Origin of the sequence: Rhodococcus sp. JS3073 (assembly GCF_026810085.1) — a bacterium.
Classification (GTDB): Bacteria; Actinomycetota; Actinomycetes; order Mycobacteriales; family Mycobacteriaceae; genus Rhodococcus_F; species Rhodococcus_F wratislaviensis.
Window position 1 is genome coordinate 2,485,618 of the sequence record NZ_CP113951.1, and the last position, 25,618, is coordinate 2,511,235.

Annotated in this window: 23 protein-coding genes; 12 read left to right on the forward strand and 11 right to left on the reverse strand. The window is 68.2% G+C overall.

The window, feature by feature from the left end; all coding sequences use genetic code 11:
• Window positions 1–7: 7 nt before the first annotated feature.
• From OYT95_RS11120 to OYT95_RS11130, 3 genes are all read left to right on the forward strand, one after another.
• Entirely contained in the window at window positions 8–706 is a 699-nt protein-coding gene (locus OYT95_RS11120) for a TetR family transcriptional regulator (RefSeq protein ID WP_005243897.1), read from the forward strand.
• Between the two features lie 172 nt (window positions 707–878).
• A complete protein-coding gene (locus OYT95_RS11125) occupies window positions 879–2,039 on the forward strand; it encodes an acyl-CoA dehydrogenase (protein WP_037232767.1) in 1,161 nt (386 codons plus the stop codon).
• A gap of 74 nt (window positions 2,040–2,113) precedes the next feature.
• Window positions 2,114–2,962 carry a 3-hydroxybutyryl-CoA dehydrogenase gene (locus tag OYT95_RS11130; RefSeq protein ID WP_268791472.1) on the forward strand — a complete coding sequence of 283 codons (849 nt, stop codon included), beginning with the start codon at window positions 2,114–2,116 and terminating at the stop codon, window positions 2,960–2,962.
• Here OYT95_RS11130 and ubiG read toward each other — a convergent pair.
• A complete protein-coding gene (ubiG, locus tag OYT95_RS11135) occupies window positions 2,953–3,792 on the reverse strand; it encodes a bifunctional 2-polyprenyl-6-hydroxyphenol methylase/3-demethylubiquinol 3-O-methyltransferase UbiG (protein WP_128639796.1) in 840 nt (279 codons plus the stop codon). The genes OYT95_RS11130 and ubiG overlap by 10 nt on opposite strands.
• A gap of 91 nt (window positions 3,793–3,883) precedes the next feature.
• Between ubiG and OYT95_RS11140 the strand changes: the two genes are divergently transcribed.
• Both OYT95_RS11140 and OYT95_RS11145 read left to right on the forward strand, forming a co-directional pair.
• Window positions 3,884–5,137 (forward strand): hypothetical protein, encoded by a 1,254-nt coding sequence (locus tag OYT95_RS11140; protein WP_268791473.1) that lies wholly within the window; start codon window positions 3,884–3,886, stop codon window positions 5,135–5,137.
• Window positions 5,138–5,223: 86 nt separating this feature from the next.
• On the forward strand, window positions 5,224–6,672 hold the full coding sequence (locus OYT95_RS11145) for an MFS transporter (protein WP_268791474.1): 1,449 nt from the start codon (window positions 5,224–5,226) through the stop codon (window positions 6,670–6,672).
• A gap of 15 nt (window positions 6,673–6,687) precedes the next feature.
• Here OYT95_RS11145 and OYT95_RS11150 read toward each other — a convergent pair whose 3' ends face one another.
• Complete coding sequence (locus OYT95_RS11150; RefSeq protein WP_005561883.1) at window positions 6,688–7,107, reverse strand: hypothetical protein; 420 nt, start codon at window positions 7,105–7,107, stop codon at window positions 6,688–6,690.
• A 53-nt stretch (window positions 7,108–7,160) separates the two neighbouring features.
• Entirely contained in the window at window positions 7,161–7,616 is a 456-nt protein-coding gene (locus OYT95_RS11155) for a GNAT family N-acetyltransferase (protein WP_037232755.1), read from the reverse strand.
• 79 nt (window positions 7,617–7,695) lie between these two features.
• Between OYT95_RS11155 and OYT95_RS11160 the strand changes: the two genes are divergently transcribed.
• Both OYT95_RS11160 and OYT95_RS11165 read left to right on the forward strand, forming a co-directional pair.
• Window positions 7,696–9,186, forward strand: a complete 1,491-nt coding sequence (locus tag OYT95_RS11160) for an MFS transporter (protein WP_037232939.1) — start codon at window positions 7,696–7,698, stop codon at window positions 9,184–9,186.
• A gap of 45 nt (window positions 9,187–9,231) precedes the next feature.
• Complete coding sequence (locus OYT95_RS11165; protein ID WP_037232752.1) at window positions 9,232–9,615, forward strand: RNA-binding S4 domain-containing protein; 384 nt, start codon at window positions 9,232–9,234, stop codon at window positions 9,613–9,615.
• A 4-nt stretch (window positions 9,616–9,619) separates the two neighbouring features.
• Here the strand turns inward: OYT95_RS11165 and OYT95_RS11170 are convergent, their stop codons facing one another.
• The 4 genes from OYT95_RS11170 to OYT95_RS11185 all read right to left on the reverse strand — a co-directional run bounded on the left by OYT95_RS11170 (window position 9,620) and on the right by OYT95_RS11185 (window position 14,515).
• Entirely contained in the window at window positions 9,620–10,534 is a 915-nt protein-coding gene (locus OYT95_RS11170) for a diacylglycerol kinase (protein WP_037232750.1), read from the reverse strand.
• Window positions 10,531–12,111 (reverse strand): FAD-binding oxidoreductase, encoded by a 1,581-nt coding sequence (locus OYT95_RS11175; RefSeq protein WP_268792231.1) that lies wholly within the window; start codon window positions 12,109–12,111, stop codon window positions 10,531–10,533. The genes OYT95_RS11170 and OYT95_RS11175 overlap by 4 nt, the downstream gene beginning before the upstream one ends.
• A 91-nt stretch (window positions 12,112–12,202) precedes the next feature.
• Window positions 12,203–13,471: an MFS transporter gene (locus tag OYT95_RS11180; protein WP_037197583.1), complete on the reverse strand. Its 1,269-nt coding sequence runs from the start codon at window positions 13,469–13,471 to the stop codon at window positions 12,203–12,205.
• A 45-nt stretch (window positions 13,472–13,516) separates the two neighbouring features.
• The gene (locus tag OYT95_RS11185) at window positions 13,517–14,515 is read right to left on the reverse strand and encodes an aldo/keto reductase (RefSeq protein WP_268791475.1); all 999 of its coding nucleotides are present in this window, start codon (window positions 14,513–14,515) and stop codon (window positions 13,517–13,519) included.
• A gap of 84 nt (window positions 14,516–14,599) precedes the next feature.
• Between OYT95_RS11185 and OYT95_RS11190 the strand changes: the two genes are divergently transcribed.
• Window positions 14,600–15,166, forward strand: coding sequence for a TIGR03086 family metal-binding protein (locus OYT95_RS11190; RefSeq protein ID WP_268791476.1), 567 nt, complete (start codon window positions 14,600–14,602; stop codon window positions 15,164–15,166).
• Between the two features lie 37 nt (window positions 15,167–15,203).
• Window positions 15,204–16,898, forward strand: coding sequence for a dihydroxy-acid dehydratase (gene ilvD / locus OYT95_RS11195; RefSeq protein ID WP_268791477.1), 1,695 nt, complete (start codon window positions 15,204–15,206; stop codon window positions 16,896–16,898).
• Window positions 16,899–16,964: 66 nt separating this feature from the next.
• Here the strand turns inward: ilvD and OYT95_RS11200 are convergent, their stop codons facing one another.
• Together OYT95_RS11200 and OYT95_RS11205 are read right to left on the reverse strand one after the other, a co-directional pair.
• Window positions 16,965–17,618 carry a S1 family peptidase gene (locus tag OYT95_RS11200; protein WP_037232738.1) on the reverse strand — a complete coding sequence of 218 codons (654 nt, stop codon included), beginning with the start codon at window positions 17,616–17,618 and terminating at the stop codon, window positions 16,965–16,967.
• A gap of 120 nt (window positions 17,619–17,738) precedes the next feature.
• Entirely contained in the window at window positions 17,739–18,458 is a 720-nt protein-coding gene (locus OYT95_RS11205; RefSeq protein WP_128639804.1) for a DUF6319 family protein, read from the reverse strand.
• A gap of 162 nt (window positions 18,459–18,620) precedes the next feature.
• Between OYT95_RS11205 and OYT95_RS11210 the strand changes: the two genes are divergently transcribed.
• Window positions 18,621–19,676, forward strand: coding sequence for an adenylate/guanylate cyclase domain-containing protein (locus tag OYT95_RS11210; RefSeq protein WP_268792232.1), 1,056 nt, complete (start codon window positions 18,621–18,623; stop codon window positions 19,674–19,676).
• 204 nt (window positions 19,677–19,880) lie between these two features.
• Here the strand turns inward: OYT95_RS11210 and OYT95_RS11215 are convergent, their stop codons facing one another.
• Window positions 19,881–20,552 (reverse strand): TetR/AcrR family transcriptional regulator, encoded by a 672-nt coding sequence (locus OYT95_RS11215; RefSeq protein ID WP_268791478.1) that lies wholly within the window; start codon window positions 20,550–20,552, stop codon window positions 19,881–19,883.
• Between the two features lie 90 nt (window positions 20,553–20,642).
• Between OYT95_RS11215 and OYT95_RS11220 the strand changes: the two genes are divergently transcribed.
• Together OYT95_RS11220 and OYT95_RS11225 are read left to right on the forward strand one after the other, a co-directional pair.
• Window positions 20,643–22,226, forward strand: a complete 1,584-nt coding sequence (locus OYT95_RS11220) for an MFS transporter (protein WP_268791479.1) — start codon at window positions 20,643–20,645, stop codon at window positions 22,224–22,226.
• A gap of 99 nt (window positions 22,227–22,325) precedes the next feature.
• Window positions 22,326–23,222, forward strand: a complete 897-nt coding sequence (locus OYT95_RS11225; protein ID WP_005255915.1) for an AurF N-oxygenase family protein — start codon at window positions 22,326–22,328, stop codon at window positions 23,220–23,222.
• A 1-nt stretch (window position 23,223) separates the two neighbouring features.
• Here OYT95_RS11225 and OYT95_RS11230 read toward each other — a convergent pair whose 3' ends face one another.
• Window positions 23,224–25,503: a bifunctional SulP family inorganic anion transporter/carbonic anhydrase gene (locus OYT95_RS11230; protein ID WP_268791480.1), complete on the reverse strand. Its 2,280-nt coding sequence runs from the start codon at window positions 25,501–25,503 to the stop codon at window positions 23,224–23,226.
• Window positions 25,504–25,618: the final 115 nt, after the last annotated feature.

Below are 25,618 nucleotides of genomic sequence, written 5' to 3' on the forward strand. Positions count from 1 at the left end.
GGGCCCCATGACCGAGCGCGTCGACACACCCGGCATCGATCCCGCGGATTTCCGCGTCCACGTCGTGGCGCAGGCCATCCGGCTGTTCTCCGAGAACGGGTACGAGGCGACGACCGTCGAGCAGATCGCGTCGGCCGCGGGCGTGTCCCGGCGGACGTTCTTCCGGCAGTTCCGTTCCAAGGAGGACGTGATCTTCGCCGATCACGAATCGCTGTTGCAGCAGGCAGGCGATTATCTGTCCACGGATTCCGACGACCCGTGGGCGGCGGTCTGCAGGACGGCGGGCCTGGTCTTCGACCGGTTTCGCGAGAATCGGGAGCTGTCGGCCCGCCGGTACCAGGTGGTCCAGCGGGTTCCCGCCCTGCGCGACCGGGAGATCGTCACCGGGTTCCGCTACGAGCGGTTGTTCGTCGACTACCTGCGCGGCGTCGTACCCACCGAACCGGTCCTGAAGGTCATCGGATTCGCGGCCGCCGTCACCGCGTGCCACAACTTCCTGCTCCGGAACATGATCAAGGGTGACCCCGACGCGACCGCCGACGAACTGGAGCGGGCCCTCCTCGACGTGCGCCGGACGTTCGGCGTCGCTCCGGGGGCATCGACGCAGGAACAGGACGCTGTGCTCGTGGTGTCGTACCCGCCGGGAACGCCGGTGGAGGAGATCACCGGGCGTATCCAAGCCCAGCTGTCCCGGCGCCGGGGCTGAGTGGCCGGGTGACGACAACCACCCTTGACTGGCACTCAGTGCCGTGGTTGACTGCACTGTAGTGGCAGTAGTTTGCCGACCACGAACGTTGCGGCCCACCTGAACGACAATGACCTTGGCACGGAGTGCCTATTCAGACTCGGTGCCGTCGAGACTCAGCAAGGAGCGCCCCATGGCCGGAAATCCGGACTTCGATCTGTTCAAGCTCGGTGAAGAGCACGACGAACTGCGGTCCGCGATCCGCGCGCTCTCCGAGAAGGAGATCGCACCCTACGCGAAGGAGGTCGACGAGGACGCACGCTTCCCCGAAGAGGCCCGCGTCGCCCTCGTGAACTCCGGGTTCAACGCCATCCACGTCCCCGAGGAATACGACGGCCAGGGCGCCGACTCCGTCGCCACCTGCATCGTCATCGAAGAGGTCGCCCGCGTCTGCGGTTCCTCGTCCCTGATCCCCGCCGTCAACAAGCTCGGCACCATGGGCCTCATCCTCAACGGGTCCGAGGAGCTCAAGCAGCAGGTCCTGCCGCAGCTCGCGTCCGGCGAGGCCATGGCGTCCTACGCACTGTCCGAGCGTGAAGCCGGTTCGGACGCCGCCAGCATGCGCACCCGCGCCAAGGCCGACGGCGACGACTGGATCCTCAACGGCTCCAAGTGCTGGATCACCAACGGTGGCAAGTCCAGCTGGTACACCGTCATGGCCGTCACCGACGCCGACAAGGGCGCCAACGGCATCTCCGCGTTCATGGTCCACGAGGACGACGAGGGCTTCGTCGTCGGACCGAAGGAGAAGAAGCTCGGCATCAAGGGTTCGCCCACCGCGGAGCTCTACTTCGAGAACTGTAAGGTCCCCGGCGACCGCATCATCGGCGAGCCCGGCACCGGTTTCAAGACGGCGCTGCAGACCCTCGACCACACCCGTCCCACCATCGGCGCGCAGGCAGTCGGCCTCGCGCAGGGTGCCCTCGACGCCGCTCTCGCCTACACCAAGGATCGCAAGCAGTTCGGCAAGTCGATCAGCGACTTCCAGGCCGTGCAGTTCATGCTCGCCGACATGGCGATGAAGGTCGAGGCCGCGCGCCTCATGGTCTACACGTCCGCGGCTCGCGCCGAGCGCGGCGAGAAGAACCTCGGTTTCATCTCCGCGGCCGCCAAGTGCTTCGCCTCCGACGTCGCCATGGAGGTCACCACCGACGCCGTCCAGCTGTTCGGCGGCGCCGGCTACACCACCGACTTCCCTGTCGAGCGGATGATGCGTGATGCGAAGATCACACAGATCTACGAAGGCACCAACCAGATCCAGCGCGTCGTGATGTCGCGTGCACTGTTGAAGTAGGCGGCTACGCCGCCCGTGCGTGGTTAGCGAGTCTCTGGACTCGCTAACCACGCACGGCTACGTGAGGAGAATTTGTGGAACTAGTAGGCGTGATCGGCGGCGGCACCATGGGTGCCGGCATCGCCGAGGTATGCATCAAGGCCGGCAGCTCGGTTCTCATCCTCGAGACCAAGCCGGAATTCGCCGAGGCCGCGCAGGCCCGGATCGAGAAGTCCCTGGCCCGCGGGGTCAAGGCGGGCAAACTCGACCAGGACGCCGCGGACGCCGCGCTCGCCCGCGTGCGGGTCACCCTCGACATCGAGGACTTCGCGGACCGCGACCTCGTGATCGAGGCGGCACCGGAGATCGAGTCCCTCAAGGTCGACATCTTCCAGAAGCTCGACAAGATCGTGAAGCCGTCGGGCATCCTGGCGTCCAACACGTCGTCCATCCCGCTGATCAAGATGGCCAACGCCACGCAGCGTCCCGGGCAGGTCGTCGGTGTCCACTTCTTCAACCCGGTGCCGGTGATGCCGCTGGTGGAGATCGTGGTCAGCCTGGTCACGTCGGAGGAGACCGTCCTCGCGGTCACCGACTACGCGAAGAACACGCTGCACAAGAAGACGGTGCGGGCCGGTGACCGTGCGGGTTTCATCGTGAACGCGCTGCTCATCCCGTACCTCACGTCGGCGGTCCGGATGCTGGAGTCGGGTTACGCCACCGCCGAGGACATCGACGAGGCCATGAAGGGCGGCTGCGGCTACCCGATGGGCCCGCTGACGCTGATCGACACCGTCGGCCTCGACATCACCCTCGCCGCGGCGGAGTCGCTGTACGCGGAGTTCGCGGAGCCGCACTACGCTCCCCCGACGCTGCTCAAGCGCAAGGTGGACGCCGGACACCTCGGCAAGAAGAGCGGCAAGGGCTTCTACGACTACAGCTGATCACGCCCCTCCGGAAGCCCGTCGCGCTGTCGCGGCGGGCTTTCGCCGTTCTTGACCGCAAATCCCATGTAGGAGATGGCCGTGCTCCTGATCTGCCCGAAGTCGAGTCGGCGGCTCAACTCCCCGTAACTGAGCCGTGTTCCGCCGGCCCGCGCGAGGTCGAGGAGCCGGAGAGGATTCTTCGACCGCGGGCCGAGCCCGACGAACTCGCCGAGCCGCAGCCCGTGCCGCTCCATGATCGGAGCCAGTTCCGCGGGACGGATACACATCGACCAGTCGTGGATGGGAGTGTCGAACATCCGGGTCATCCGCCACTCCTGCATGATCTTGATCGCGACGAGCTTGCTGGCGAACGTGCGGTTGATGGTGTCGAACAGGTAGAGGCCACCGGGTTTCAGCGCGCGGGACGTCTCGGCGATCACACCGTCGAGATCCGACACGTGCTCGAGGACGTCGCAGCAGTAGACGACGTCGAACGCGGCATCCGGCACCGGCAGTTGCTCGCCCGACCCGATGCGGTACTCGATGTCGAGTGCCGAGCCGGCTGCGTGACGCCGCGCGGTGTCCACCGACACCGGGGACGGATCGATGCCCGTCACCCGGAACCCGATGCGGGTGAACTCCTCCGCGAGGAACCCGCCGCCCGACCCGACGTCGAGGGCGCGGAGTCCGCGATGATCATGACCGACCGTCTCGCCGAGCACCTTGCGGAAGTAGGCGAATCGTCCCGGCGTCAGGCTTCCGTGCAGCAGGTTGAGTGGGTTGTCTTCCTCCCACCACGACTCCCCCACGCGGTTGTAGACGTCGTTGTCGATGACCAAGCGGACCACCCCTTCTCTGCCGAGAGCACAGCGACGACCTCCAGCCTTCTCCTGCGCGTCGGTCACTTCAAGGCCGGTGCCCGTACGCGATGCTCAGGAGATGACATTCAGGATCTCGCACGTCTGCCTGCTGCTGGGCGGGTTCGTCGCGGGAATTGCGTTGACGTCCACCACGTCCAGTGATTTCGCGTTCGTGGTCGGCGGCGACCGCCTGGACGCGTTGTATGCCGGTCCGGCCGCAGGCGCCTCCCTCGCCGCGATCGTCGGCGTCCTGGTGGCAGCGCTGGTGCGTGCCCGCCGGATCCTGTCGACGCTGTCGTTCGCCGGTCTCGCGCTGCTGGGTGTCGCTCCGGCGACGGGGCCGTGGGATTTCGAGGTGTATCTCGGCGGAGTCGGTGCGGGCCTTCTGCTCGGCGGACTCGTCGGACTGTGTGCCACCGCCGACCGGGCGTGGTTGCAGACCGCACTCGCGGCGGGGGTTCTCACCGGATTCCTCCTCGCCGGCCCGATCGACCACTTCTGGACGTCGGCTCCCCGGCGTTACGCGGACTACCTTCCGGAACCCCTGTTCGAGCCGGTGACACTGACCCTCCTCGTGCTCACGGCCGTGATTCTGGCCGTCACGCTCGCGTCAGGCGACCTCGGCGACTTCGGCGAGCGGACGGAGGTCGCAGTGAGCGGGCGCGCCCTCGTCGTCGGGATCGTTCTGCCGCTGGTCGGGCTGGTGCTGTACTGGTGGTTCGTCCGTCGTGTCTGGAACGTGGGCTCCGACGGTGCGATGCAGGTTCGGTGGATGTTCGGACTCGTCCTCGTCGTGGTGGTGATCGCCGCCTCGCTGTGGTTGGAGGGCCGCACCGGGATCGTGTTGCTCGCCGCGATGGCGTTCGTCGCCGCGGGGGACATAGGCGTGGCGGCGTTCCCGGACTCCTGGCCGTGGCTGCTGGTGGCCGCGGCGCTCGTGCTGACGGGTGCCGTGCTCGGCAGGCGCTTCCCTCAGCCGGTGTCCGGCATCGCGGCGCTCGCAGTCGTGGCCGCGTCGGCGTTGTTCGAGAACCCACCGTGGGACACCGTGCATTTCGGTGCGACGTGGCTCCTCCTGCCGCTCGCGGCCTCGTACGCGGTCGCGTCGAGTCTGCCGTCGAGCGAACCGGTCTCCGCGACGTCGCTGGCGGCCCCGGCCGCGCTGGCGGTCCCGCTGATCGCCGACTACGGGTGGACGGCGTACGCGCCGCTCGTCGGATCCGAGAGCACGCTGGGGCCGGACTCGTGGGCGTGGACATCGACCGGATTGTCCGTGGCTGCCGTGGTCGCGTGCGGTGGCGCCGCCGCCTACCTCGGAAAACGTCCCTCCTGAGCTCATTGCACGATACACATGTTGTGCACCATGCATACGCTGTGTATGGTGCACAAATTGTGTTTCGCAGAGTTGAGGAGATTCGTGTGGACAGTCCGACGCCCGCCGTCCGCCCGGGCGGCCTCGTCGCCGTGCTGGCATTCACCGGCATCGTCGCCGCACTCATGCAGACCCTCGTGGTGCCGCTGATCGGCGACCTCCCCCGACTGCTCGACACGACCGCCTCCAACGCGTCCTGGGTGATCACCGCGACGCTGCTCGCCGGCGCCGTGGCGACACCGGTCACCGGACGTCTCGGCGACCTGTACGGCAAGCGGCGAATGATGCTGATCTGCACCGTGCCGCTCGTCCTCGGCTCGGTGGTCTGTGCACTCGCGACGTCCCTGGCCCCGATGGTGATCGGCCGAGGGCTGCAGGGCATCGGAGTGGGCATGATTCCGCTGGGAATCAGCGCACTGCGGGACCTGCTGCCGCCCGAGCGCCTGCACTCCTCCATCGCCTTGATGAGCTCGTCGATGGGCATCGGCGGTGCCCTCGGTCTGCCGCTCGCCGCAACGGTCGCCGAGAATTCGAGCTGGCGCGCGCTGTTCTGGGGCGCCGCCGGGCTCAGCGCGCTGATCGCCGTGCTGCTCTGGTTCTTCGTGCCTGCCACGCCCGTCCACGGACCCGCGGCCCGCTTCGATCCCATCGGGGCAGTCGGACTGGGAGTCGGACTGGTGTCCCTCCTGCTGGCCGTATCCAAGGGCGCCGACTGGGGCTGGACGAGCAGTACCACCCTCGGCCTGTTCGCGACCACGGTCATCGCGTTGACGGCCTGGGGCTGGTGGGAACTCCGCACTCCCGAACCACTGGTCGACCTGCGGGTGATCGCCGGCCGTCAGGTGCTGCTGACCAACGCCGCGTCCGTCGTGGTCGGCTTCGCCATGTACGCCCAGTCCCTGATCGTTCCGCAGCTCCTGCAGTTGCCGACGTCGACGGGATACGGCCTGGGACAGTCGATGCTGGCCATGGGCCTGTGGATGGCCCCCTCGGGCCTGATGATGATGGCAGTGTCCCCCTTCGGGGCCCGCTTGTCGTCCACCCGCGGACCGAAGGTCACCCTGCTCGTCGGAAGCCTCGTCATCGCGCTCGGCTACGGGTCGTCGATGATCCTGATGGGGTCGACGTGGGGCCTGGTCGTGGTGACCTGCATCTGCGGCTCGGGAGTCGGCCTGGCCTATGGCGCGATGCCCGCCCTGGTGATGAGCGCCGTGCCGCAATCGGCCACCGCGTCCGCCAACAGCGTCAATTCCCTGATGCGCTCGGTCGGTACCGCAGTGTCCGCGGCCGTCGTCGGAGTGGTCCTGGCCCAGATGAGCGTCCAGGTCGCCGGCCACACCCTGCCCACCGAGGGCGGCTTCCGAACAGGCCTGTTGATCGGTTGCGGTGTCGCACTCGTCGCCGCGGCCATCACGCTGGCCATCCCCACCCGCCGCGCCACCCCCGCGGCGCCGAATTCGATCACCCCCGAACCGCTCGCCCCGTCGAAGGTGTAGACCGTTGCCGGTTGCCTACTTGTGGAGGGCGTACCCCGCCACGGGGTTGCCGTTGATGTAGACGGTGCCCTCGTAGGTCCCGTCGGGCCTCGGGGTGATCCGGTCGGTCAGGAAAGGCAACCCGGAGGGGCTGTAGTCGGTGACGAGGGAACCGCTCGCTTCCGGAGTGGTCATGCCGAAGATGTACGGGAAGAACACCCCGAAGTTGTCCATGACCCACCCGGGTCCGAACGTCTTGCCCTTCCAGATCAGGTCGCCACCGAGAACATTGGTGGTGCCGAGGTATGTCCCTGCAGGCAACGGGACCGGCATCGGCGCTGGTAGCGGCGGCGGCATGGGTGCCGGCACCGGGTCTGCTGCGGCCGTCCCCGCGGCGAAGAAAGACAGGCCGGCCACCGCGACGGCCCCGACCGCGACCTTGCGCATGATGTCCATGAGTTCTCCGTATATCGAGGTGCGTGGCGGAAAGTGTCGCACGGACAGGGCCGTCACAGGGCGAGTGTGAAGAAGATGCTGTTCGGATCGTTGCCGTAGTCCCCGAACGGGGGGCATTCGGTGAAGCCGTACTCGGAGTACAGACGCCTGGCCGGGGCGAAGAAGTCCTCGGTGCCGGTCTCGAGGTTGAGCCGGACGTACCCGCGTGCCCGCGCCTCGTCGACCAGGTGCGCGAGGAGCCGGGTGGCTACTCCCCGCCCGCGCGCCTCGGTGGCCGTCCGCATCGACTTGATCTCGCCTTCGGCCGGCGAGAGCTCACGCAGAGCCACGGTGCCCAGCACGGCCTCCTCGTCCCACAGCGTCCACACGGTGACCGAGGGGTCCCGCAAACCGGGCAGGTCGAGGGCGTGCACGCTTTCGGGCGGCGACGTCGCACGCATGTCCGCCAGGTGCTCGGCCAGCAGTCCGTGCACGGCCGCGCGGGACAGGTCGTCGACTTCGATGTACACGTGCTCGAGTATGCCGAAGCCGGCGCGAGAAATCGCAACGAGCACCGCACCGGCCCGGACCGCGGCGCACCATGGGGAGATGACCGAGACAGTTCTACGCCTGAGCACCCGCCAGGGGCGGTGGGTGGTCACCGCCACCGTTCTCGGCTCGAGCCTCGCGCTACTGGACGGCACGGTGGTGAACATCGCCCTGCCGCACATCGGCGAGGACCTCGGGTCGGATGTCGCGGGAATGCAGTGGGTACTGAGCGGCTACACCCTCGCCCTGGCGTCGCTGATTCTGCTGGGCGGGGCACTCGGGGACCGTTGGGGCAGACGCCGCGTCTTCGTCTGGGGGACGGTCTGGTTCGCGGTGGCGTCACTCCTGTGTGGCATCGCACCCGACATCACGATGCTCGTGATCGCGCGGATCCTGCAGGGTGTCGGCGCCGCGATGCTGACCCCCGGCAGCCTCGCACTGATCTCGGCGTCCATCCACGAGGACGACCGGGGTGCCGCGATCGGACTGTGGTCGGGACTCGGCGGGGTGGCCGGGGCGATCGGACCGCTACTGGGCGGCTGGCTGGTGGAAGTGGCCGGCTGGCGGTCGGTGTTCCTGATCAATCTTCCGCTCGCCGTCGTCGTCGTGTGGGCGTCGATGCGGCACGTCCCCGAGAGCCGGGACCCGCATCCGTCCGATCACCTCGACGTGCTCGGTTCGGTGTGCGCAGTGATCGGTCTCGGCGCGCTCACCTACGGTCTGATCGAGATGAACCTGATCGCCGGGGTGGTCGGAGCCGTCGCGCTGATCGCGTTCGTCGTGGTGGAACGGCGCTCACCGAACGCGCTGGTGCCGCCGAGCCTGTTCGCGTCGCGCATGTTCGTGGCGGCGAACCTGGTGACGCTCGCCGTGTACGCCGCACTCGGCGGCGTCTTCTTCCTGCTGGTCCTGCAGTTGCAGTTGGTGGCCGGATACTCGCCGATCGAAGCCGGGGTCGCCACCATCCCGATTACGCTGGCGATGCTCGCCTTCTCCTCCCGCGCCGGCGGCTACGCACAGACCCACGGCCCCCGACTGCCGATGACCGTCGGGCCCGCACTGGCCGCGGTCGGCCTGCTGTTGATGACACGGATCGGGCCGGGTGCGAACTATTGGACGGTCGTACTGCCCGGCGTCGTCGTCTTCGGCCTGGGACTGTCCGCCATGGTCGCGCCGCTGACCGCCGCCGTGCTCGGGTCGGTCCCGGTGGAGCAGTCCGGCATCGCCTCCGGAGTGAACAACGCCGTCGCGCGCACCAGCCAGCTGCTGGCGGTGGCCGCACTCCCCGGGATCGCCGGCATCGACGCCGAAAGCATGATCGACCCCGACAGCTTCTCGCACGGCTTCCGCATCGCGATGTACATCTGCATCGCACTGCTCCTGGTCGGGGCGACCATCGCCGCAGCCCTGATCCGGGCGCCGGCCCCGCCCGCTCCCACCCCGCTTGGTCCCGTCCCGGATTCGGTTGCCTGCAAACCACATTGCGACGTCACCGGTCCAGCCGTGCAACCGACCCTCGCCCGGTCGAGTCCCGCTCCGCCGAACGAGTGACGCGCCCGCAGGCCACCTCGGCGCGCGCTTTCGTATCCTGGTCGGGTGGCGATTTCCGGTACCGACCCCGCGAGCGTCCGGGTCGACAGCTGGACCTGGGCGATCCGGCTGTTCAAGACGCGCTCCGCGGCGGCGGCCGCCTGCAGGTCGGGGCACGTGCGGGTCAACGGCACCACCGCCAAACCCGCGCAGCCGGTCAAGGCCGGTGACGAGGTCCGCATCCGCGCGGCGGGTGTCGAACGCATCGTCGAGGTCGTCCGGCCCATCACCAAACGGGTAGGCGCGGTGGTGGCGGTCGAGTGCTATGCCGACAACACTCCACCGCCCCCACCGCGCGAAGTCCTCGCGTCGATACCGCAGCGCGATCGCGGCGCGGGCAGGCCCACGAAACGCGAACGCCGCGAGATCGACCGGTTGCGGGGGCTCTGACCGCTCAGGCCGGGGTGTGACTGAGGATGCGCAGGGCGGCTGGCACCGCCTCGATGGTGACCGGCAGCGGACCGACCCGGTCGCCGTCCGCGTAGGCCGTGATGCCGTCGCACTGCAACCGCACCCTCCGCGAGCGGTAGGTCTGCACGTCGGGGAGATCCACGTGAGTGCCCTTGTAGACCCGGGGGAACAGCCGGACCAGCCTCGACCGGCGCCCGTAGTCGACGACCGTGACGTCGAGCAGGCCGTCGGTCTTGTCGGCGCCCGGGCAGATCTGCATGCCGCCGCCGTAGGAGCGTCCGTTGCCCACCGCCACGAGTGTGGCGTCCACCTGGAACGACTCCTCGTCCAGTTCGATGGTGTAGTGCAGCGGGCGGAGCTGCGTCAGTTCCGCGAGCATCGCGAGGTTGTACCGCATCGGGCCTTTCGGCCAGGACATCCGGTTGGCGCGGTCCGTGACGAGCGAGTCGAATCCGCTCGCGACGATCGTGCCCGCCCACACCACCGCGCCGTCCGTGAGCGTGATCCTGGCGAGGTCGGACTCCTGTACCTCCCCGTCGGCGATGACGTCGGCCGCGGCGACGGGATCGCCGACGGGGATACCGAATTCGCGCGCATGGTCGTTGCCGGTGCCGGCCGGGATCAGCCCGACCGGGGTCCCGGACTGCGCGGCCGCCTGCAACCCGATGCTGATGGCGCCGTCCCCGCCGACGACGACGAGCGCGTCGGTGCCGTCGTCGATCGCCCGGCGGGCCAGCATGCGCGCGTGATCGGCGTCCGTCCCGATGATCTCGGTGACGGCGACCCCGCGCTCCCGCAGACGCGCCACCCCCTTCCGTCCCGCGACGGGTGCGTGCCCGTGCCCGGCGAGCGGGTTGACGAGGACGGTGACCTTCTCGATCACCTGCCGCGTGCTCACGGAATCAGCTTGCCGGGGTTGAGGATTCCCGCCGGATCGACCGTATCCTTGACCGCCCGCAGAATCGCGACGCCCAGGTCGCCGATCTCGTCCCGCATCCACGGCCGGTGGTCGACTCCGACCGCATGGTGGTGCGTGATGGTTCCGCCGGCGGCGACGATCGCATCACCGGCGGCGGTCTTGGCCTTCTGCCACTGTTCGATCGGGTCTTCCGCTTGCGCGGACACGACGGTGAAATACAGCGAGGCGCCGGTCGGGTACGTGTGTGAGATATGGCAGAGGACGAGCGGCGGGGTGCCCTGCCCGGACAGCGATTCCGTCAGTGCGGCGGTCACGGCCGTGCGGAGCGCAGCGAGGTTGCCCCAGGTGGTCGCGGTTTCCAGTGTCTCGCACAGCGCTCCCGCGTCGAGCAGCGAGTCGCGCAGGTACGGTGCGTCGAAACGGCCGTGCTCCCAACCGTTTCCGGGCCCCTCCCCCAGGGACGTGCCGCCGTGTGCCACCAGCACGGCGCGAGCCTCCGCCGTCCGCTCCGCGGTGTGCTCGGCGGTGCCCTCGAACGTCGTGATCGCCAGGCAGCCGCCGGTGACGGTCTCCTCACCGATCTTGTCGGTGGTCGCGAGGTTCACCGCAGTCTCCGCCTCGTCGGACAGTCGCAGCACGGTCGGGACCGCACCTTCCTGCCGCAGCGCACGCAGAGCTGCCGCGCCCGTCTCGAAGTCGGGGAAACTCCACCCTTCCCGGACGGTGGTGTCGGGGACCGCGTGCACCCGCACCCGCACCCGGGTGATGACGCCGAGCGTTCCCTCCGACCCGACGAACAGCTCGCCGAGGTCCGGACCCGCCGCGGAGGCCGGGGCGCGCCCCGTGTCGAGAGTCCCGGTGGGGGTCACCACTCGCAGTCCCTGCACCATGTCCTCGAACCGCCCGTACCCCGCGGACGCCTGCCCCGACGACCGGGTGGCCGCGAAGCCGCCGATGGTCGCGAACATGAAACTCTGCGGGAAGTGCCCGAGCGAGAAGCCGTGCGCGCCGAGCAGTTCCTCGGCGCGCGGACCCGTCACGCCCGCCCCGAGCGTCGCGATGCCGGAGTCGGTGTCGAGGTCGATCAGCGCGTCGAACCGGCGCAGGTCCAGCGAGACGACGGCGTCGAATCGGTCGCGCACGGGGTCGAGTCCGCCGACCACGCTCGTTCCGCCGCCGAACGGCACCACGGCGATGCCGTTGCCGGCGCAGTACCGGAGCACGTCGGCGACCTCGTCGTCCGTACCGGGAGTGATCACGGCGTCGGGCGCGTTCTGTGGTTCGGTGCTGCGGCGACGCAGCAGGTCGAGCGTGCTCTTGCCGCCGGAACGCAGCAGCCGGTCGGAGTGCGCGGTGCTGCAGAACTGCTCTCCGACGATGCCCGCGAGCGCGGCGACCTGCTGGTCGGACAGTGCGCTCGGAGCCAGGACGACATCGTCGGCCGCTCGGTCGGACGGCTCCCTGATCGTGACGCCGAGGGCCTGCTGCAGCAGTCCCTTGATGCCGTCCGAGAGGACCTTGTGCTTTTCCGGCGCGCCCCAGGCGTCCCACTGCATCGGGGGTGCCGTCAGGACGGCGTGATCTGCCGATCGCTCATTGCTCATGCGTTATAGTGTTACACATCATGTAAGAGTGTAACTAGCCCTTTCAGCGACCGCCCCGCTCCCGCCACACCTGACGGATGGGCCGCAGCACCAACCCCATTTGCCTCCGCGTCTTCCCACGCGTCACCAGAACACCCGTGATCGCCACGATCCAGACCGGGTACTGCACGAGCCAGGCCACCCGGAACGCGTCGAACGAATACCCGCCCATCGCGTCGAGGATCAGACCCATCGCCTGGATGACCAGCAACGACGCCAGGAAGCCGCCGATGTTGACCATCCCCTGCGCCGTTCCCATGCTGGTACTGGGGTTGAACATGCGGGCGTAGTCGAAGCCGATCATCGAACCGGGGCCGCCCACCGAGATCACCATCACGAGCACGATCAGCAACCAGATCGGCGCCGGACCGGGCAGCGACAGGACGACGGTCCAGATCGCCGCGTTGCTGATCATGATCGCCAGCACCAGATAGGAGCGGCGCATCGGGAAGCGGCCGCTGAGGATGCCGATGATCGGCCCGGCCACGATCGCCGAGATCACCGACAGGGTCAGCAGCGAACCGGCCTCCGCCGGCGACAACCCCTGCGCCGACCTCAGGTACGGCACACCCCACAGCAGGGCGAATGTGGTCATCGAGAACTGCGTGCCCATGTGGGTGAAGAACCCGAGCCGGGTGCCGGGACGACCCCACACGGCGCGGATCTGCTTGCCCACCTCCCGCAGTCCGGCGGGCGCGGCCACCACCTCCAGACCGGGAGGGGCATTGCGGATGACGGAGACGGCCAGCACGAAGGACAGCAACCCGAGCGACGCCGCGCTGCCGTACGCGAAACTCCAGCCCGGCCCGTTCAGCAACAGCATCAACGGCAACGCCGACAGGATCTGACCGATCTGACCGAAGATGCCGGTCAACTGCGACACGAGCGGGACCCGCCGCGGCGCGAACCACTGCGGTACCAGGCGCAGCACGGAGATGAAGGTCATCGCGTCGCCGACGCCGACGAGAACGCGCGCGGCGACCGCCAGCGGCAGCGATTCGGTGAGCGCGAGGAGCATCTGCGCCGACGCCATGATGAGGGCGCCCGCGGAAATCATGATCCGCGACCCGTACCGGTCGAGGAGCACACCGGCAGGGATCTGCATCCCCGCGTACACCACGATCTGGAGTACGACGAAACCCGACAACACACTCGGACTGATCGAAAATCGTTCCGTCGCCGCGAGGCCCGACACACCGAACGAGGTTCGATGCAGGACGGCGACGATATAAGCGACAACCCCGACGCCCCACACCAACCACACTCTGCTCATCGCAGATCAAACTACCCCCCAGCAGGTATTACCCGCCGGGTGAAGTCACTCGCGGCCCAGCGACACCCAGGTCGGATCGGCCGTGCGCTCACCGACGGTGAGATCCGCGAGCAGGTCCAGACGCGCGATCTGCCCCTCGCTCAGCGTGAGTGCGAGCGCGCTGGCGTTCTCCGTGACGCGCGCCGCGAACCGGGTGCCGGGAATCGACACGGACGGCACTCCGAACTCGCGGCCCTTCGCGTCCAGCCACGCCAGCGACACCTGGGCGGGCGTCGCGTCGAGTTCGGCGGCGACCTCGCGGACGACGTCGAGCACCTTCAGGTTCGCGGGCAGCGCTTCGTCCCCGAAACGCGGGAACCGGCGGCGCAGATCCTTGTCGCCCAGCGTGGCCGGGTCGTACGTTCCGGTGAGGAAGCCCCGGCCCACCGGGGAGTACGGCACGAAGCCGATGCCCAGCTCCGCTGCCGCGGGAACCACGTGCTTCTCGACGTCGCGACTCCAGATGCTCCACTCGCTCTGGATCGCGGCGATGGGGTGCACGCGCGACGCGCGACGCAACTCGTCGCCGGTCGCCTCCGACAGTCCGATGTTGCGGACCTTTCCGGCCTTCACCTGTTCCGCGATCGCGCCGACGGTGTCCTCGATGGGCACCTCGGGGTCGACGCGGTGCAGGTAGTACAGATCGACGGCGTCGACACCGAGCCGGGTCAGCGATTCGTCGAGGGCCTGCGCCACGTACTCGGGCTTGCCGTTGATGCTGCGCCTGCCGTTCGCGATGTTGCCGACGAGACCGAACTTGGTGGCCAGCTGCACCTCGTCGCGGCGTTCCTTCAGCACCGTGCCCACTGCGACCTCACTCGCGCCGTCGCCGTACACGTTGGCCGTGTCGATGAACGTCACTCCGATGTCGATGGCGTGGTGGAGGGTCGCGAGCGCCTCCGCGGCATCGACGGGGCCGTACACGGGGGCGACGGACATGGCGCCGTAGCCCTGCGCGCTGACGGTGAGGCCTTCGGACAACTGCACGGTGGGGATGTTGGTCATGCGCCCCATCCTTCCCGAGCACCCCGACAGGTGCATCGTTTGGAATCGCGCTGATCGTGACCCGGCTGCCTCTACCCTGAAGACATGGCATTCGACTGGTTCGAACTCGCCCGCATCGCCCACCGCGAGTTCGGTGCACGGGTCGCCGCGATCACCGACTGGTCCGCGCCGACCCCGGACCACGAATGGGACGTCACCCAGCTGGTGCGGCACGTCATCGAGGAACAGCAGTGGGTTCCCCCACTGCTCGCCGGGAAGACGGTCGGCGAAGCGACCCCGGACATCGAGCCCCTGCACGGCGACATGCGGTCGGAATGGGAGCGGTATTCGGACGCGGCCATCCACGCGTGGTCGTCGACCGACCCGCACACGCAGGTGCACCTGTCCTACGGCACGGTGCCGCTCGAGCCGTACCTGCGGCAGCAGATCGCCGACGTCACCATCCACGCATGGGACCTCTCCAAGGCCACCGGATCCGACGACACACTCGACCCGCAGCTCGTCGCCGGCGTCTGGTCGGATCTCGACGGCCAACGCGAGATGCTCTCCGAGAGCGGGCTGTTCGCCGACCCCGTCGACGTTCCCGACGACGCGCCGCTTCAGGATCGCCTGATCGCCCTGACCGGTCGCGATCCCCGGCAACGCATTTAACCAACCGCCGCCGAGGGTCCCGCCTACGCTGGCATACATGAGTACCCCGGATCCAAAACCCCGAAGCCGCGACGTCACCGACGGACTGGAGAAGACCGCAGCGCGCGGAATGCTCCGTGCGGTGGGCATGGGCGACGACGACTGGGGGAAATCCCAGATCGGCGTGGCGTCGTCCTGGAACGAGATCACCCCCTGCAACCTGTCGCTCGACCGGCTCGCGAAGGCCGTCAAGGACGGCGTGCACGCCGCCGGCGGATATCCCCTCGAGTTCGGCACCATCTCCGTATCCGACGGCATCTCGATGGGACACGAGGGCATGCACTTCTCCCTCGTCTCCCGTGAGGTGATCGCCGACAGTGTGGAAACGGTGATGCAGGCCGAACGCCTCGACGGGTCGGTGCTGCTAGCCGGTTGCGACAAGTCGCTGCCCGGCATGCTGATGGCCGCGGCCCGCCTCGACCTCGCGAGCGTGTTCCTCTACGCCGGTTCGATCCTGCCGGGTATCGCGAAAATGTCGGACGGCACCGAACGCGACGTCACCATCATCGACGCGTTCGAGGCGGTCGGCGCCTGTTCGCGCGGACTGATGAGCCGTGAGGACGTCGACGCCATCGAGCGAGCCATCTGTCCCGGCGAGGGCGCGTGCGGCGGAATGTACACCGCGAACACGATGGCCAGCGCCGCCGAGGCGCTCGGCATGTCGCTGCCCGGCAGCGCGTCCCCGCCCGCCACCGACCGTCGACGCGACGGATTCGCGAGGCGCAGCGGTGAAGCCGTCGTCGAACTGCTCCGCCGCGGCATCACCGCCAGGGACATCCTCACCAAGGAGGCGTTCGAGAACGCCATCGCCGTGGTCATGGCGTTCGGTGGTTCCACCAACGCCGTCCTGCATCTGCTGGCCATCGCGAGCGAAGCCGATGTGGAACTGACCCTCGACGACTTCTCCCGCGTCGGCGCCCGCGTCCCGCACCTCGCGGACGTCAAACCGTTCGGCAAGCACGTGATGAAGGACGTCGACCACATCGGCGGCGTACCCGTCATCATGAAGGCCCTCCTCGACGCCGGGATGCTGCACGGCGACTGCCTCACCGTCACCGGGAAGACCATGGCCGAGAACTTGTCGGCCATCGCCCCTCCCGACCCGGACGGCAAGGTGCTCCGCGCGATGAGCTCGCCCATCCACCCGACCGGCGGAATCACGATCCTCAAGGGTTCCCTCGCCCCGGGCGGCGCGGTGGTCAAGTCGGCGGGGTTCGACTCCGACGTCTTCACCGGCACCGCCCGCGTCTTCGAACGGGAACGCGCCGCGATGGATGCCCTCGAGGACGGCACGATCACCAATGGTGACGTTGTCGTCATCCGCTACGAGGGCCCCAAGGGCGGTCCCGGCATGCGCGAGATGCTCGCGATCACCGGCGCGATCAAGGGCGCCGGGCTGGGCAAGGACGTACTCCTGCTCACCGATGGCCGATTCTCCGGCGGCACCACCGGCCTGTGCGTCGGCCACGTGGCGCCGGAGGCCGTCGACGGCGGACCCATCGCGTTCGTCCGCGACGGCGACCAGATTCGCTTGGACGTCGGAACGGGCACGCTGGAACTGCTCGTCGACGAAGAGGAACTCGCCGGCCGCAAGCACGGGTGGGAGCCTCTGCCCCCGCGCTACACCCGCGGGGTCCTGGCAAAGTACACGAAGCTCGTCGGTTCCGCCTCGGGCGGCGCCGTCTGCGGGTAGGCGCTTCGCGCCCGTGCGTGGTCGACGAGTCCAGAGACTCGTTAACCACTCACGGGCCCGGAGGGCCTAGATGGGCCGGAACCCGGCGCCGGGACCGCCGCTCGCGTTCATGTCGGCGATGATCGAGTTGAGGTTGGTGCCGATCTCCGGGCCGATGCACGGTGCCGCGAGGTAGGCGTTGACCATGGCCACCAAGGTGGTGCCGACGACCATCGGCGCGCCCGAGTCACCCTCGATCACGCAGGCCTGGGTCCACGTCTCCCCCGTCTGCATGAGGTCGCCGTAGACGATGCCGCAGGTGTTTCCCGTGGTGCGGCCTTCCTTGCACGCCACCTGCGGGAAGGCTGCCGGTGCGCCGATGTGGGTGATGGTGACGCCGCCGACCCTGTTGACCGGGACGACCTTCGCCGGGTCGAACTGGATCACCGCGTAGTCGAGCGAGGGATTGGAGATGACGAACTCGCCGACGATGCCGCTGTCCTGACTGGCCTCGGGCACCACGTAGGAGCCCGCTTCACCGCAGTGGCCCGCCGTCAGGCCGACGAGCCGGCCCGCGTTGTCGTGTCCGATGGTGGTGAGTGAGCAGACGAGTTCGTCGTTCACCACGATCCCCGAACCGCCCCCCAAGACGGCGGCCGGAGCTGCTGTCGCGGACCCCGCCGCAACGAATCCCAGAATTCCCGCTGTCGCCGCAACAACCGCCGCGAATCGTTTCAACATTTTTCGAACCTTCCCGGATGAGCCCCGACGGCCGCGTGTCTCCCCATAAGAATCCCACCCGCGCAGGACCTGCGTGGGGGAATGCCGATGTAGAGACCGCGACCGTGACCCGCCCGGGTACTACTCGACGGCGCCGAGCGCCTCCAGTGCTTTGCGGGCGTCCTCGAGTTGCCGGCTCAGCTCGTCCACCCGGGCCGCCGCGAGGTTGCGTGCCGCCACGATGATCGACTCGACGGCCTCGATCGCCGTCTCCTCCCCGAGTTCCCGGACGGCGCGCTCGACGGCGTCCGGCGAGACGGGGACGGCCTTGCCGGGGCGCTTGGCTCCGTGCGCGACGGTGACGCTCCAGTCGTTGTCGGCGCCGGCGTGGATGGTGACGCTGACTCCCGCGGGCACCTTCTTGCTGGTGCGTTTGGCCGGTGCCGCGGCCGGTTTCGGGACCGCGGCGGCGGGCTGAGGCGTCGCGACGGTCTTGGCGGCGGGTGTCTTGGGGGCTGCAGTCTTGGGGGCGGGGGGCGGACCGGGTTCGATTTCCTGGTGCACGGCCGGCGCCGCGGGGGCGGCGGGCGCGGGCTTGGGGGCGGGAGTTCGTCTCATCAGAAGCTCCTCTGCTTCGAAGGGGAGCTCGTCGTCGACACCTTTGGGGCGGATCAAGACCGTATTGCCTTGCACGGAGATAACTTTCGCCGAGGCTCCGGCCTCGAGCCCGAGGCTGGGCATCGCCTCGCGCAGATACACGGTGGCCCGCTTGCCTTCCGCGATCGCGGCAGCGAGGGTCTCGAGATTCTCCGCGGTCAGGTGATCCGGTGCGGCAGCACCGGAACGTCTACGGGGCGGCATGCGCTGTCCTTTCTGGTCTGTCTCCTGGTTACGCTCGTGAGCACCGCAACTCTCGCACACCCCACCGACGGTTCCGCATCGGACGGGCTCGGACAGTGGCAGATTGAGGGACTGGACGCACCGCGACCCTGCGTGCGGATCGAACGTATCGAGAGGAACGACGTGACGTCGGAAGCACCGGAGAACGGCGACGAGACCGCAACGACGACGGAGATCTCACCGAGCCTGCTCCGCGACGTCCAGGCCGATCTCGAGGAGTCGCTTCTGGGCGGGCCCCGCCGCTACACGCGGGCCGAGATCGCCGACTTCGCGGGGGTGTCCCTCGAACGGGCGGACCGCCTGTGGGTGTCGATGGGTTTCGCGGTCGACACCGATCCGGACGGTGTCATGTTCACCGAGGGGGACGCCGCCGCGTTGCGCACCATCGCGTCGCTCGTCGACCAGGGGATCATCTCGCCGGAACGCGAAGTGGCGGCGGCTCGTGCTCTCGGCCAGTCGATGTCGCGGCTCGCCGAATGGCAGGTTTCATTGATCAGCACCCACATCGTCGATCAGCTCGCGGGGTCCGCGGGCAGCGACGAGCAGGCCATCCGGGAGCAGGTACGCGAACTCACCGCCGAGATCCTTCCGGCGGTCGAGTCTCTGCAGGCGTACGTGTGGCGCAGGCACATCGCCTCGACCACCGGTCGCAACGTGGGGAACCCCGGAGAGGAGGTCGCGAGCCGGAAACTGGTCGTCGGCTTTGCGGACATCGTCGGGTACACGTCGCTGACCCGTCAGCTCGGCGCCCGGGAACTGAGCGACCTTCTGGAACGATTCGAGTCGGCGTCGACGTCGGTCATCAGCCGGCATCAGGGATGGGTGGTGAAGACGGTCGGCGACGAGGTCATGTTCGCCGTCGAGTCGCCGGCCGATGCGGCGGAGATCGCCCTGCAGCTGCGGGAGCAGGTTCTGCCGGACGAGACGGACCCCGAACTGCGGGTAGGTCTCGCGATGGGTCCGGTGCTCGTCCGGTTCGGCGACCTCTACGGCTCCGTCGTCAACACCGCGGCGCGACTCACCGGTTCGGCGCGTCCCGGCACGGTGCTGATCGACGAGGCGCTCGCCCACGAACTCGCCGACGCTCCCGGTTACTACCTCAAGCAGCTACGCCCACGACGCGTTCGAGGGATACGAAGACTCGAACAGTTCGTGTTGCGCCGAGACCGGGACGCCTAGCGACCGTCAGCTTCCGAAGGGAAGGGTTCCGGGCGGGATGGAGTATCCGCTGCTGCCGGCGGCGACGCCGCCCCAAGCACCGAGGAGCCAGTTGAGTGCATCAGTGATCATCGAGAAACCTTCCCACACCATTCATTCGATACGCGCGGCATCCGGTGCCGCGCGTACGTGCCACGGTAATGACGACGTGCGGAGCTGTCGACGTCACAATGCCTGAGCAGGCGGTATCTCGAGGAGTGCCGGCTCGGCGGGGCCGGCGGCGACCTGGGCGGCGCGTGCGGCGAGGAAGTCGTCGACGATCTGCTCACACGCGACCCGTCCCAGCGGGGTCAGGGTCGCGAGCCGGGTGAAGACGAGTGGTCCGATCAGTTGCGCGAGGGCGAGGTCGTAGTCGAATGCACCGAGGCGTTCGGCTGCCTCGGGTGTCCCGAAGACCTGGTCGAACGCCGCCCGGTACTGCTCGACGATGGTCTGCCGCAGCGTCCGCAGTTCCGGTTTGTCCGATTCGACGGCGGCCGCGCTCGAGTAGTCGTCCAACGCAGGGCCCATGCCCAGCCAGCACATGGCCGTCACGTGCATGGGCGCACTCTCGATGAGCTTCGCCTGACTGACCATCAACTCGACCAGCCGGTCGCGGAGGTCGCCGTCGGTGGGCACTGTCGGCGCGGGTGGGATCAGCCGCCCGAAGGCCGCGGCGACCAGTTCGGTGCCGTTGTCGAAGTGCCGGTAGAGCGTGGCCCGAGCCACGTTCGCCAGCTTGGTGACAGCGTCGATCGTGACGGCGTCGGTGCCGCCCTTCGCGAGAAGAGTTGTCGCGGCGTCGAGAAGTCTCGCGCGGGAGCGCTGCCTGCGGGGATCCTGCTCGGTCATCTGCACCGCCCGTTCCTGCCACTGCCCGACCTCTTGTGAACCGTCAGTCTACCAACGATACTGACAGTCTCGTTACTTCCACGGAGGGACTTCATCGTGCGCTCTCGGGACTCCGCACCACCGCAGGACACCGAACAGAGCAACACCACCGGCTGGACCCTTCGGCAGATCTGGATGCTGACGGTCGCGTGCTGCGCGGTCGCACTCGTCGTCGCGGCGATGGCGGCACTGAACACCGCGCTCCCCGACCTCGCGCGCGACACGGGCGCGACCCAGAGCCAGCTGACGTGGATCGTCGACGGCTACACCCTCACCCTGGCCGCCCTGCTGCTTCCGGCGGGCGCGCTCGGCGACCGGTACGGCCGGCGAGGGCTGCTCATGGTCGGGCTGTTGATCTTCGGCCTCGGCTCCGCCATTCCGATCCTGAACGACAGCCCCGAGTGGATCATCGGTTCCCGGGCGATAGCGGGCGTCGGCGCCGCCCTCGTGATGCCCGCAACATTGTCACTGCTCACGGCCGGTTTTCCGCCCGCACACCGAGGCCGGGCCGTGGGCATCTGGTCGGGCGTCGCGGGGTCCGGCGCAATCGCCGGCCTGCTCGTCTCCGGACTCCTGCTCGAGAAGTGGTCGTGGCACGCCATCTTCATCAGCCTCGCCGTGGTGTCCGCCCTGATCTTCGTCACGGGCTTCACCATCTCCTCCTCCCGGGAGACCGAACGCCCACCACTGGACCTGCCCGGCACCGCGCTGATCGCCGCCGCGGTCGGCTTGTTCGTCCTGGGAACCATCGAGGCGCCGCAGCGCGGCTGGCTGGATCCCGTCGTGCTCGGACTGCTCGTCGGTGGCCTCGCCGCCGCGGCCGCGTTCGCCCTCGTGGAACTGCGCAGAAAACGCCCACTGCTCGACGTCCGGCTGTTCGCCAACCGCGCCTTCGGCTCCGGGTCGATGTCGCTCCTACTGCAGTTCCTGGCGTCTCTCGGCCTCTTCTTCCTCGTCGTCCAGTACCTGCAGCTGGTGCTGAACTACTCCCCTCTGCAGTCTGCGCTCGCGCTCGCCCCCATCGCCGTGCCGGTCGTGGCGATGTCCGCGGTCATGCCGATGCTCATCCCGCACGTCGGGCTCCGGCCGCTGCTCGCGTCCGGTTCCGCACTGCTCGGCCTCGGCATCCTCCTCCTGGTGCGGCTCGATGCGCATTCGAGCTACGCGGAAGTGTGCGGCCCGCTCATCGTGGCCGCCTTCGGTATCGGACTGTGCACGGCACCCGCGACAGCGGCCATCGTGCAGAACACCCCGGACGCGAAGCAGGGTGTCGCGTCGGCCGTCAACGACACGGCGCGCGAGATCGGTTCGGCCATCGGGGTCGCCTTGGCGGGCAGCGTCCTGGCCGCGGGGTACGGCACCCACGTGCAGCCGGCGGTCGACGCCGTTCCGGAGGCCGCGAAGGAGCCCGTGTCCAGTTCCCTGGCGGCGGCACTGCAGGTCGCCGAAGTTGCCGGCCCCCAGGGCGAGCAGCTGGCGACGTTCGCGCGGGACTCGTTCCTGAAGGGTTTCGACGAGGCATCCATCGTGCTGGCCTGCGTATTGTTCGCCGCGTCGCTGCTGCTCGCGGTGTGGGCTCCCGGGCGGAAGGGCTCCGCGCCGACGACCGAATCGCCGAAAGAACTGGCCGACGTCGACTGAGCGAACATTGCCCTTGTGACCGCCGTCATTGTATCGTTCAGTATCAGTTACTGAATGTCACAGTTAGTTGACCGCCTAGTCACAGATCAAGGGGTAGTGATGACCGCATCGATCGTCGTCTCCGACCGCGAAGAGACCGCCCAGCGCTTGCTGGCGTCGTCGGCACGCAAGTCCTACGACCCGATGGTCGAGGTCGACTGGGAAGCACCGATCCCCGACGACAAGTTCGGTCTGACCCCCGAGTGGAGCACGCTCTACGGCACCGCCCTGTGGGACGAGATGACCGAAGAGCAGAAGATCGAACTCACCAAGCACGAGGCCGCCAGCGTCTCCAGCGTCGGACTGTGGTTCGAGATCCTGCTCATGCAGATGCTGCTGCGCGACGTGTACGGCCGCGACAAGCACTCGCGCCACGTCCAGTTCGCGCTCACCGAGGTGGCCGACGAATGCCGCCACTCGGTGATGTTCGCCCGCGCCGGTGAACGCCTGAACATGCCGAGCTACGGCCCGCACCCCGCGATCCACAAGCTCGGACGCATCTGGGGCGGCTTCTTTCGCGGCGCCAACGCGTACGCCAGCGTGATGGCCGCCGAGGAGATCCTCGACATGATGCAGCGCGACTTCATGAAGGACGAGCGCGTGCAGCCCGTCACCCGAACGGTGAGCAAGATCCACGTCCTCGAGGAGGCCCGCCACATCCGCTTCGCTCGCGAAGAGGTCGGACGCCGCATCGAGGGCGCCAGCTGGGCACGACTGCAGTTCGAGCGCCTCAACACCGCGGTGGTCGTGTATTTCGTGATGAAGAGCATGATCCGCAAGGACGTGTATGCGAATGCCGGACTCGACCCGGAGCGGGCCGCCGCCGAGGCCAAGAACAACCAGCACTACAAGGACACCGTCCGTACGTCCGGTTCCAAGTTGATGCAGTTCCTCGATGGCGTCGGCCTCGTCGGCGGCCCGTCCAAGCGCCTCTACAAGAGGGTCCATCTCCTCTGAATCATGTGGGGACGTGGTCCAGGTAGGACACACCGGTCGAGGTGATCTCGAGTACGCGCGCGGACCGAATGTCGAAGAACATTCCCGCGACGCGTACTCGGCCCTCGGCCGCCGCCGCGCCTACGAGGGGATGGCGCCCGAGGGTTTGTACCTGGACCGCCACGTTCACCATGCCCAACTGGTCGACCTCGTCGAATCCGAGCTCGGCCGCTGCTCGCGCCACCGGATGACCGCTGAGGAACGCGTTCCGGCTCGGCTGCGCGAACGTCAGCCACTGTTCGACTGCGTCGCGATCGGACCCGTCGTTCTCGGGCGGCGCACTTGCGAGCACGGCCTTCATCGCGCCACAGCCGGAGTGGCCGCACACGATCACCGAGCTGACCTCGAGTTCGTCGAGGGCGAAGGCAAGTCCCGCCTCGACGGACACGTCCTGCTTCCCGGTCGGGACGAGGTTGCCCACGTTGCGCACCGTGAACAGGTCGCCCGGCCCACTGCTGGTGATCACGTTCGGCACGATGCGTGAATCGGAGCAGGTGAGGAACAACGAGTCGGGGCGCTGCCCGTCCCGGAGGTCGTCGAGGTGCGGCTGCAGCTGAGCCGCGTTCCGCCGGTGGTACTCCGACACTCCCGCGAGGACCGGTCGGAGCGCCGCCGGTGTGCTGGTGGACTCCTCGGTGTCGGTGTGTCGCGGCTGCCAGCTCTTCCACGGCGCGAACCCGCGGGGGCTCACCACTCCGATGCCACGCCTGGGCGGCGATGCGCCGACGGCGTCCATGTCGACGGGACCGAGCGCATCGATCACGACCGTTCCGCCGTTCCGCTCGTGGTGACGCTTCCAGTCGTCGATCGCCTCGAACATGGCGTGGTCGAGGAAGTCGACCGCCAGTTCCACGGTGACGTGCGCGCCCTCGGGCACCTTCGCGAGGAGCCCGGTCAATGCCGGCATAGACAGGAAGCTGCACGACCCCTCGACGGTCACGCGCCACTGCCCGGAATCCTCGGAGCCGACAGGTTCGGCCCGCATCTTGGGGTGGATGACCCGCCACAGCAGCAGGACCACCGCGAGTGCGAGACCGATGATCACGCCCTCGAGCAGGTTCAGGAAGACCACGCCGGCCACGGTCACGCCGTACACCCACAGGTCGCCGGTGCGCCGGGCCGTCCGCAGATGAGCCATCTTGACGAGCTGGATGCCGATCACGATGAGGAGGCCGGCGAGCGCGGCCATCGGGATCTGCTCGACGAGTCCGGTGAGCAGCGCGGCGAAGACGAGGATCCACACGCCGTGCAGCACGGCGGATGCCCGGGTGCGCGCCCCGGCGGCCACGTTGGTGGAACTGCGCACGATCACACCGGTGACCGGCAGGCCGCCGATGAGACCCGAGATCATGTTGGCCGAGCCCTGACCGACGAGTTCACGGTTGAACTCGGAACGCGTGCCGCCGTGCATCTTGTCGACGGCGACCGCGGACAGCAGGCTCTCGACGCTCGCGATCAGCGCGACCGTGAGTACACCGGTGGCCACTGCGAGCCACGGGCCGTCCGGCATCGAAGGCAGTGCCACGGCGTCGAACAGGGAGCCGTCCAACGCGATTCGATCGATGTCGAGCGGGAAGACAAGGGAGAGAACGGTGGCGGCGACGACGGCGACCAGCGGGCCGGGGAGCACCTGCAGCTTGCCGGGGATCTTCTTCCAGAACAGCAGGACGGCGATGACCACCGATCCCACGAGGACGTCGCTGTACCGGGCGGACGTCAGCTGCCCGGGGAGCTGGGTGATGTTCTCGACGGTCGAGCTGTGCGAGCTACCACCGAGTAGGACGTGAATCTGCTGGAGGGCGATCGTGATTCCGATACCCGCCAGCATGGCGTGGACCACGACCGGCGCGATGGCCAGGGCCGCACGGGCAATTCTACTGAGCCCGAAGATGATTTGAAGGAATCCGGCCGCGACGGTGATCGCGCACGTGGCCTTCCAGCCGAACGTGGCCACCAATTCTGCTACCACCACGGTCAATCCGGCGGCAGGACCACTGACCTGGAGCGGTGAACCTCCGATGGAACCCGCCACCACACCGCCGACGATCGCCGCGATGAGCCCCGCCATGATCGGGGCGTCGGACGCGATCGCGATACCGAGCGACAGTGGTAGTGCGACGAGGAAGACGACGAGCGACGCGGGTAGGTCGTATCGCGCGTTATCTCGCAACCTTTCGCCGAGGGTCGGTCCGGGGGCGGGTGCACCGGATGGGGGTGCTTTCTCGTTCTCGAGGATCGACATGTCGACACCTTACGGGCGGAGAACGACGAAACGCCCGAAACGGACGGGATCTTGTGGCATGTGTCACTGTGGCACTGCTTTTCGCACAGTTGAATCGAAAACTATTGGACAACAG

What these genes read in the sequence shown, in the direction of transcription:
- OYT95_RS11120 (WP_005243897.1), top strand. Translation starts at nt 8, where the DNA reads ATGACCGAGCGCGTCGACACACCCGGCATCGATCCCGCGGATTTCCGC.
- OYT95_RS11125 (WP_037232767.1), top strand. Translation starts at nt 879, where the DNA reads ATGGCCGGAAATCCGGACTTCGATCTGTTCAAGCTCGGTGAAGAGCAC.
- OYT95_RS11140 (WP_268791473.1), top strand. Translation starts at nt 3,884, where the DNA reads ATGACATTCAGGATCTCGCACGTCTGCCTGCTGCTGGGCGGGTTCGTC.
- OYT95_RS11150 (WP_005561883.1), bottom strand. Translation starts at nt 7,107, where the DNA reads ATGGACATCATGCGCAAGGTCGCGGTCGGGGCCGTCGCGGTGGCCGGC.
- OYT95_RS11160 (WP_037232939.1), top strand. Translation starts at nt 7,696, where the DNA reads ATGACCGAGACAGTTCTACGCCTGAGCACCCGCCAGGGGCGGTGGGTG.
- OYT95_RS11175 (WP_268792231.1), bottom strand. Translation starts at nt 12,111, where the DNA reads ATGCAGTGGGACGCCTGGGGCGCGCCGGAAAAGCACAAGGTCCTCTCG.
- OYT95_RS11180 (WP_037197583.1), bottom strand. Translation starts at nt 13,471, where the DNA reads ATGAGCAGAGTGTGGTTGGTGTGGGGCGTCGGGGTTGTCGCTTATATC.
- OYT95_RS11185 (WP_268791475.1), bottom strand. Translation starts at nt 14,515, where the DNA reads ATGACCAACATCCCCACCGTGCAGTTGTCCGAAGGCCTCACCGTCAGC.
- OYT95_RS11190 (WP_268791476.1), top strand. Translation starts at nt 14,600, where the DNA reads ATGGCATTCGACTGGTTCGAACTCGCCCGCATCGCCCACCGCGAGTTC.
- ilvD (WP_268791477.1), top strand. Translation starts at nt 15,204, where the DNA reads ATGAGTACCCCGGATCCAAAACCCCGAAGCCGCGACGTCACCGACGGA.
- OYT95_RS11200 (WP_037232738.1), bottom strand. Translation starts at nt 17,618, where the DNA reads ATGTTGAAACGATTCGCGGCGGTTGTTGCGGCGACAGCGGGAATTCTG.
- OYT95_RS11205 (WP_128639804.1), bottom strand. Translation starts at nt 18,458, where the DNA reads ATGCCGCCCCGTAGACGTTCCGGTGCTGCCGCACCGGATCACCTGACC.
- OYT95_RS11225 (WP_005255915.1), top strand. Translation starts at nt 22,326, where the DNA reads ATGACCGCATCGATCGTCGTCTCCGACCGCGAAGAGACCGCCCAGCGC.
- OYT95_RS11230 (WP_268791480.1), bottom strand. Translation starts at nt 25,503, where the DNA reads ATGTCGATCCTCGAGAACGAGAAAGCACCCCCATCCGGTGCACCCGCC.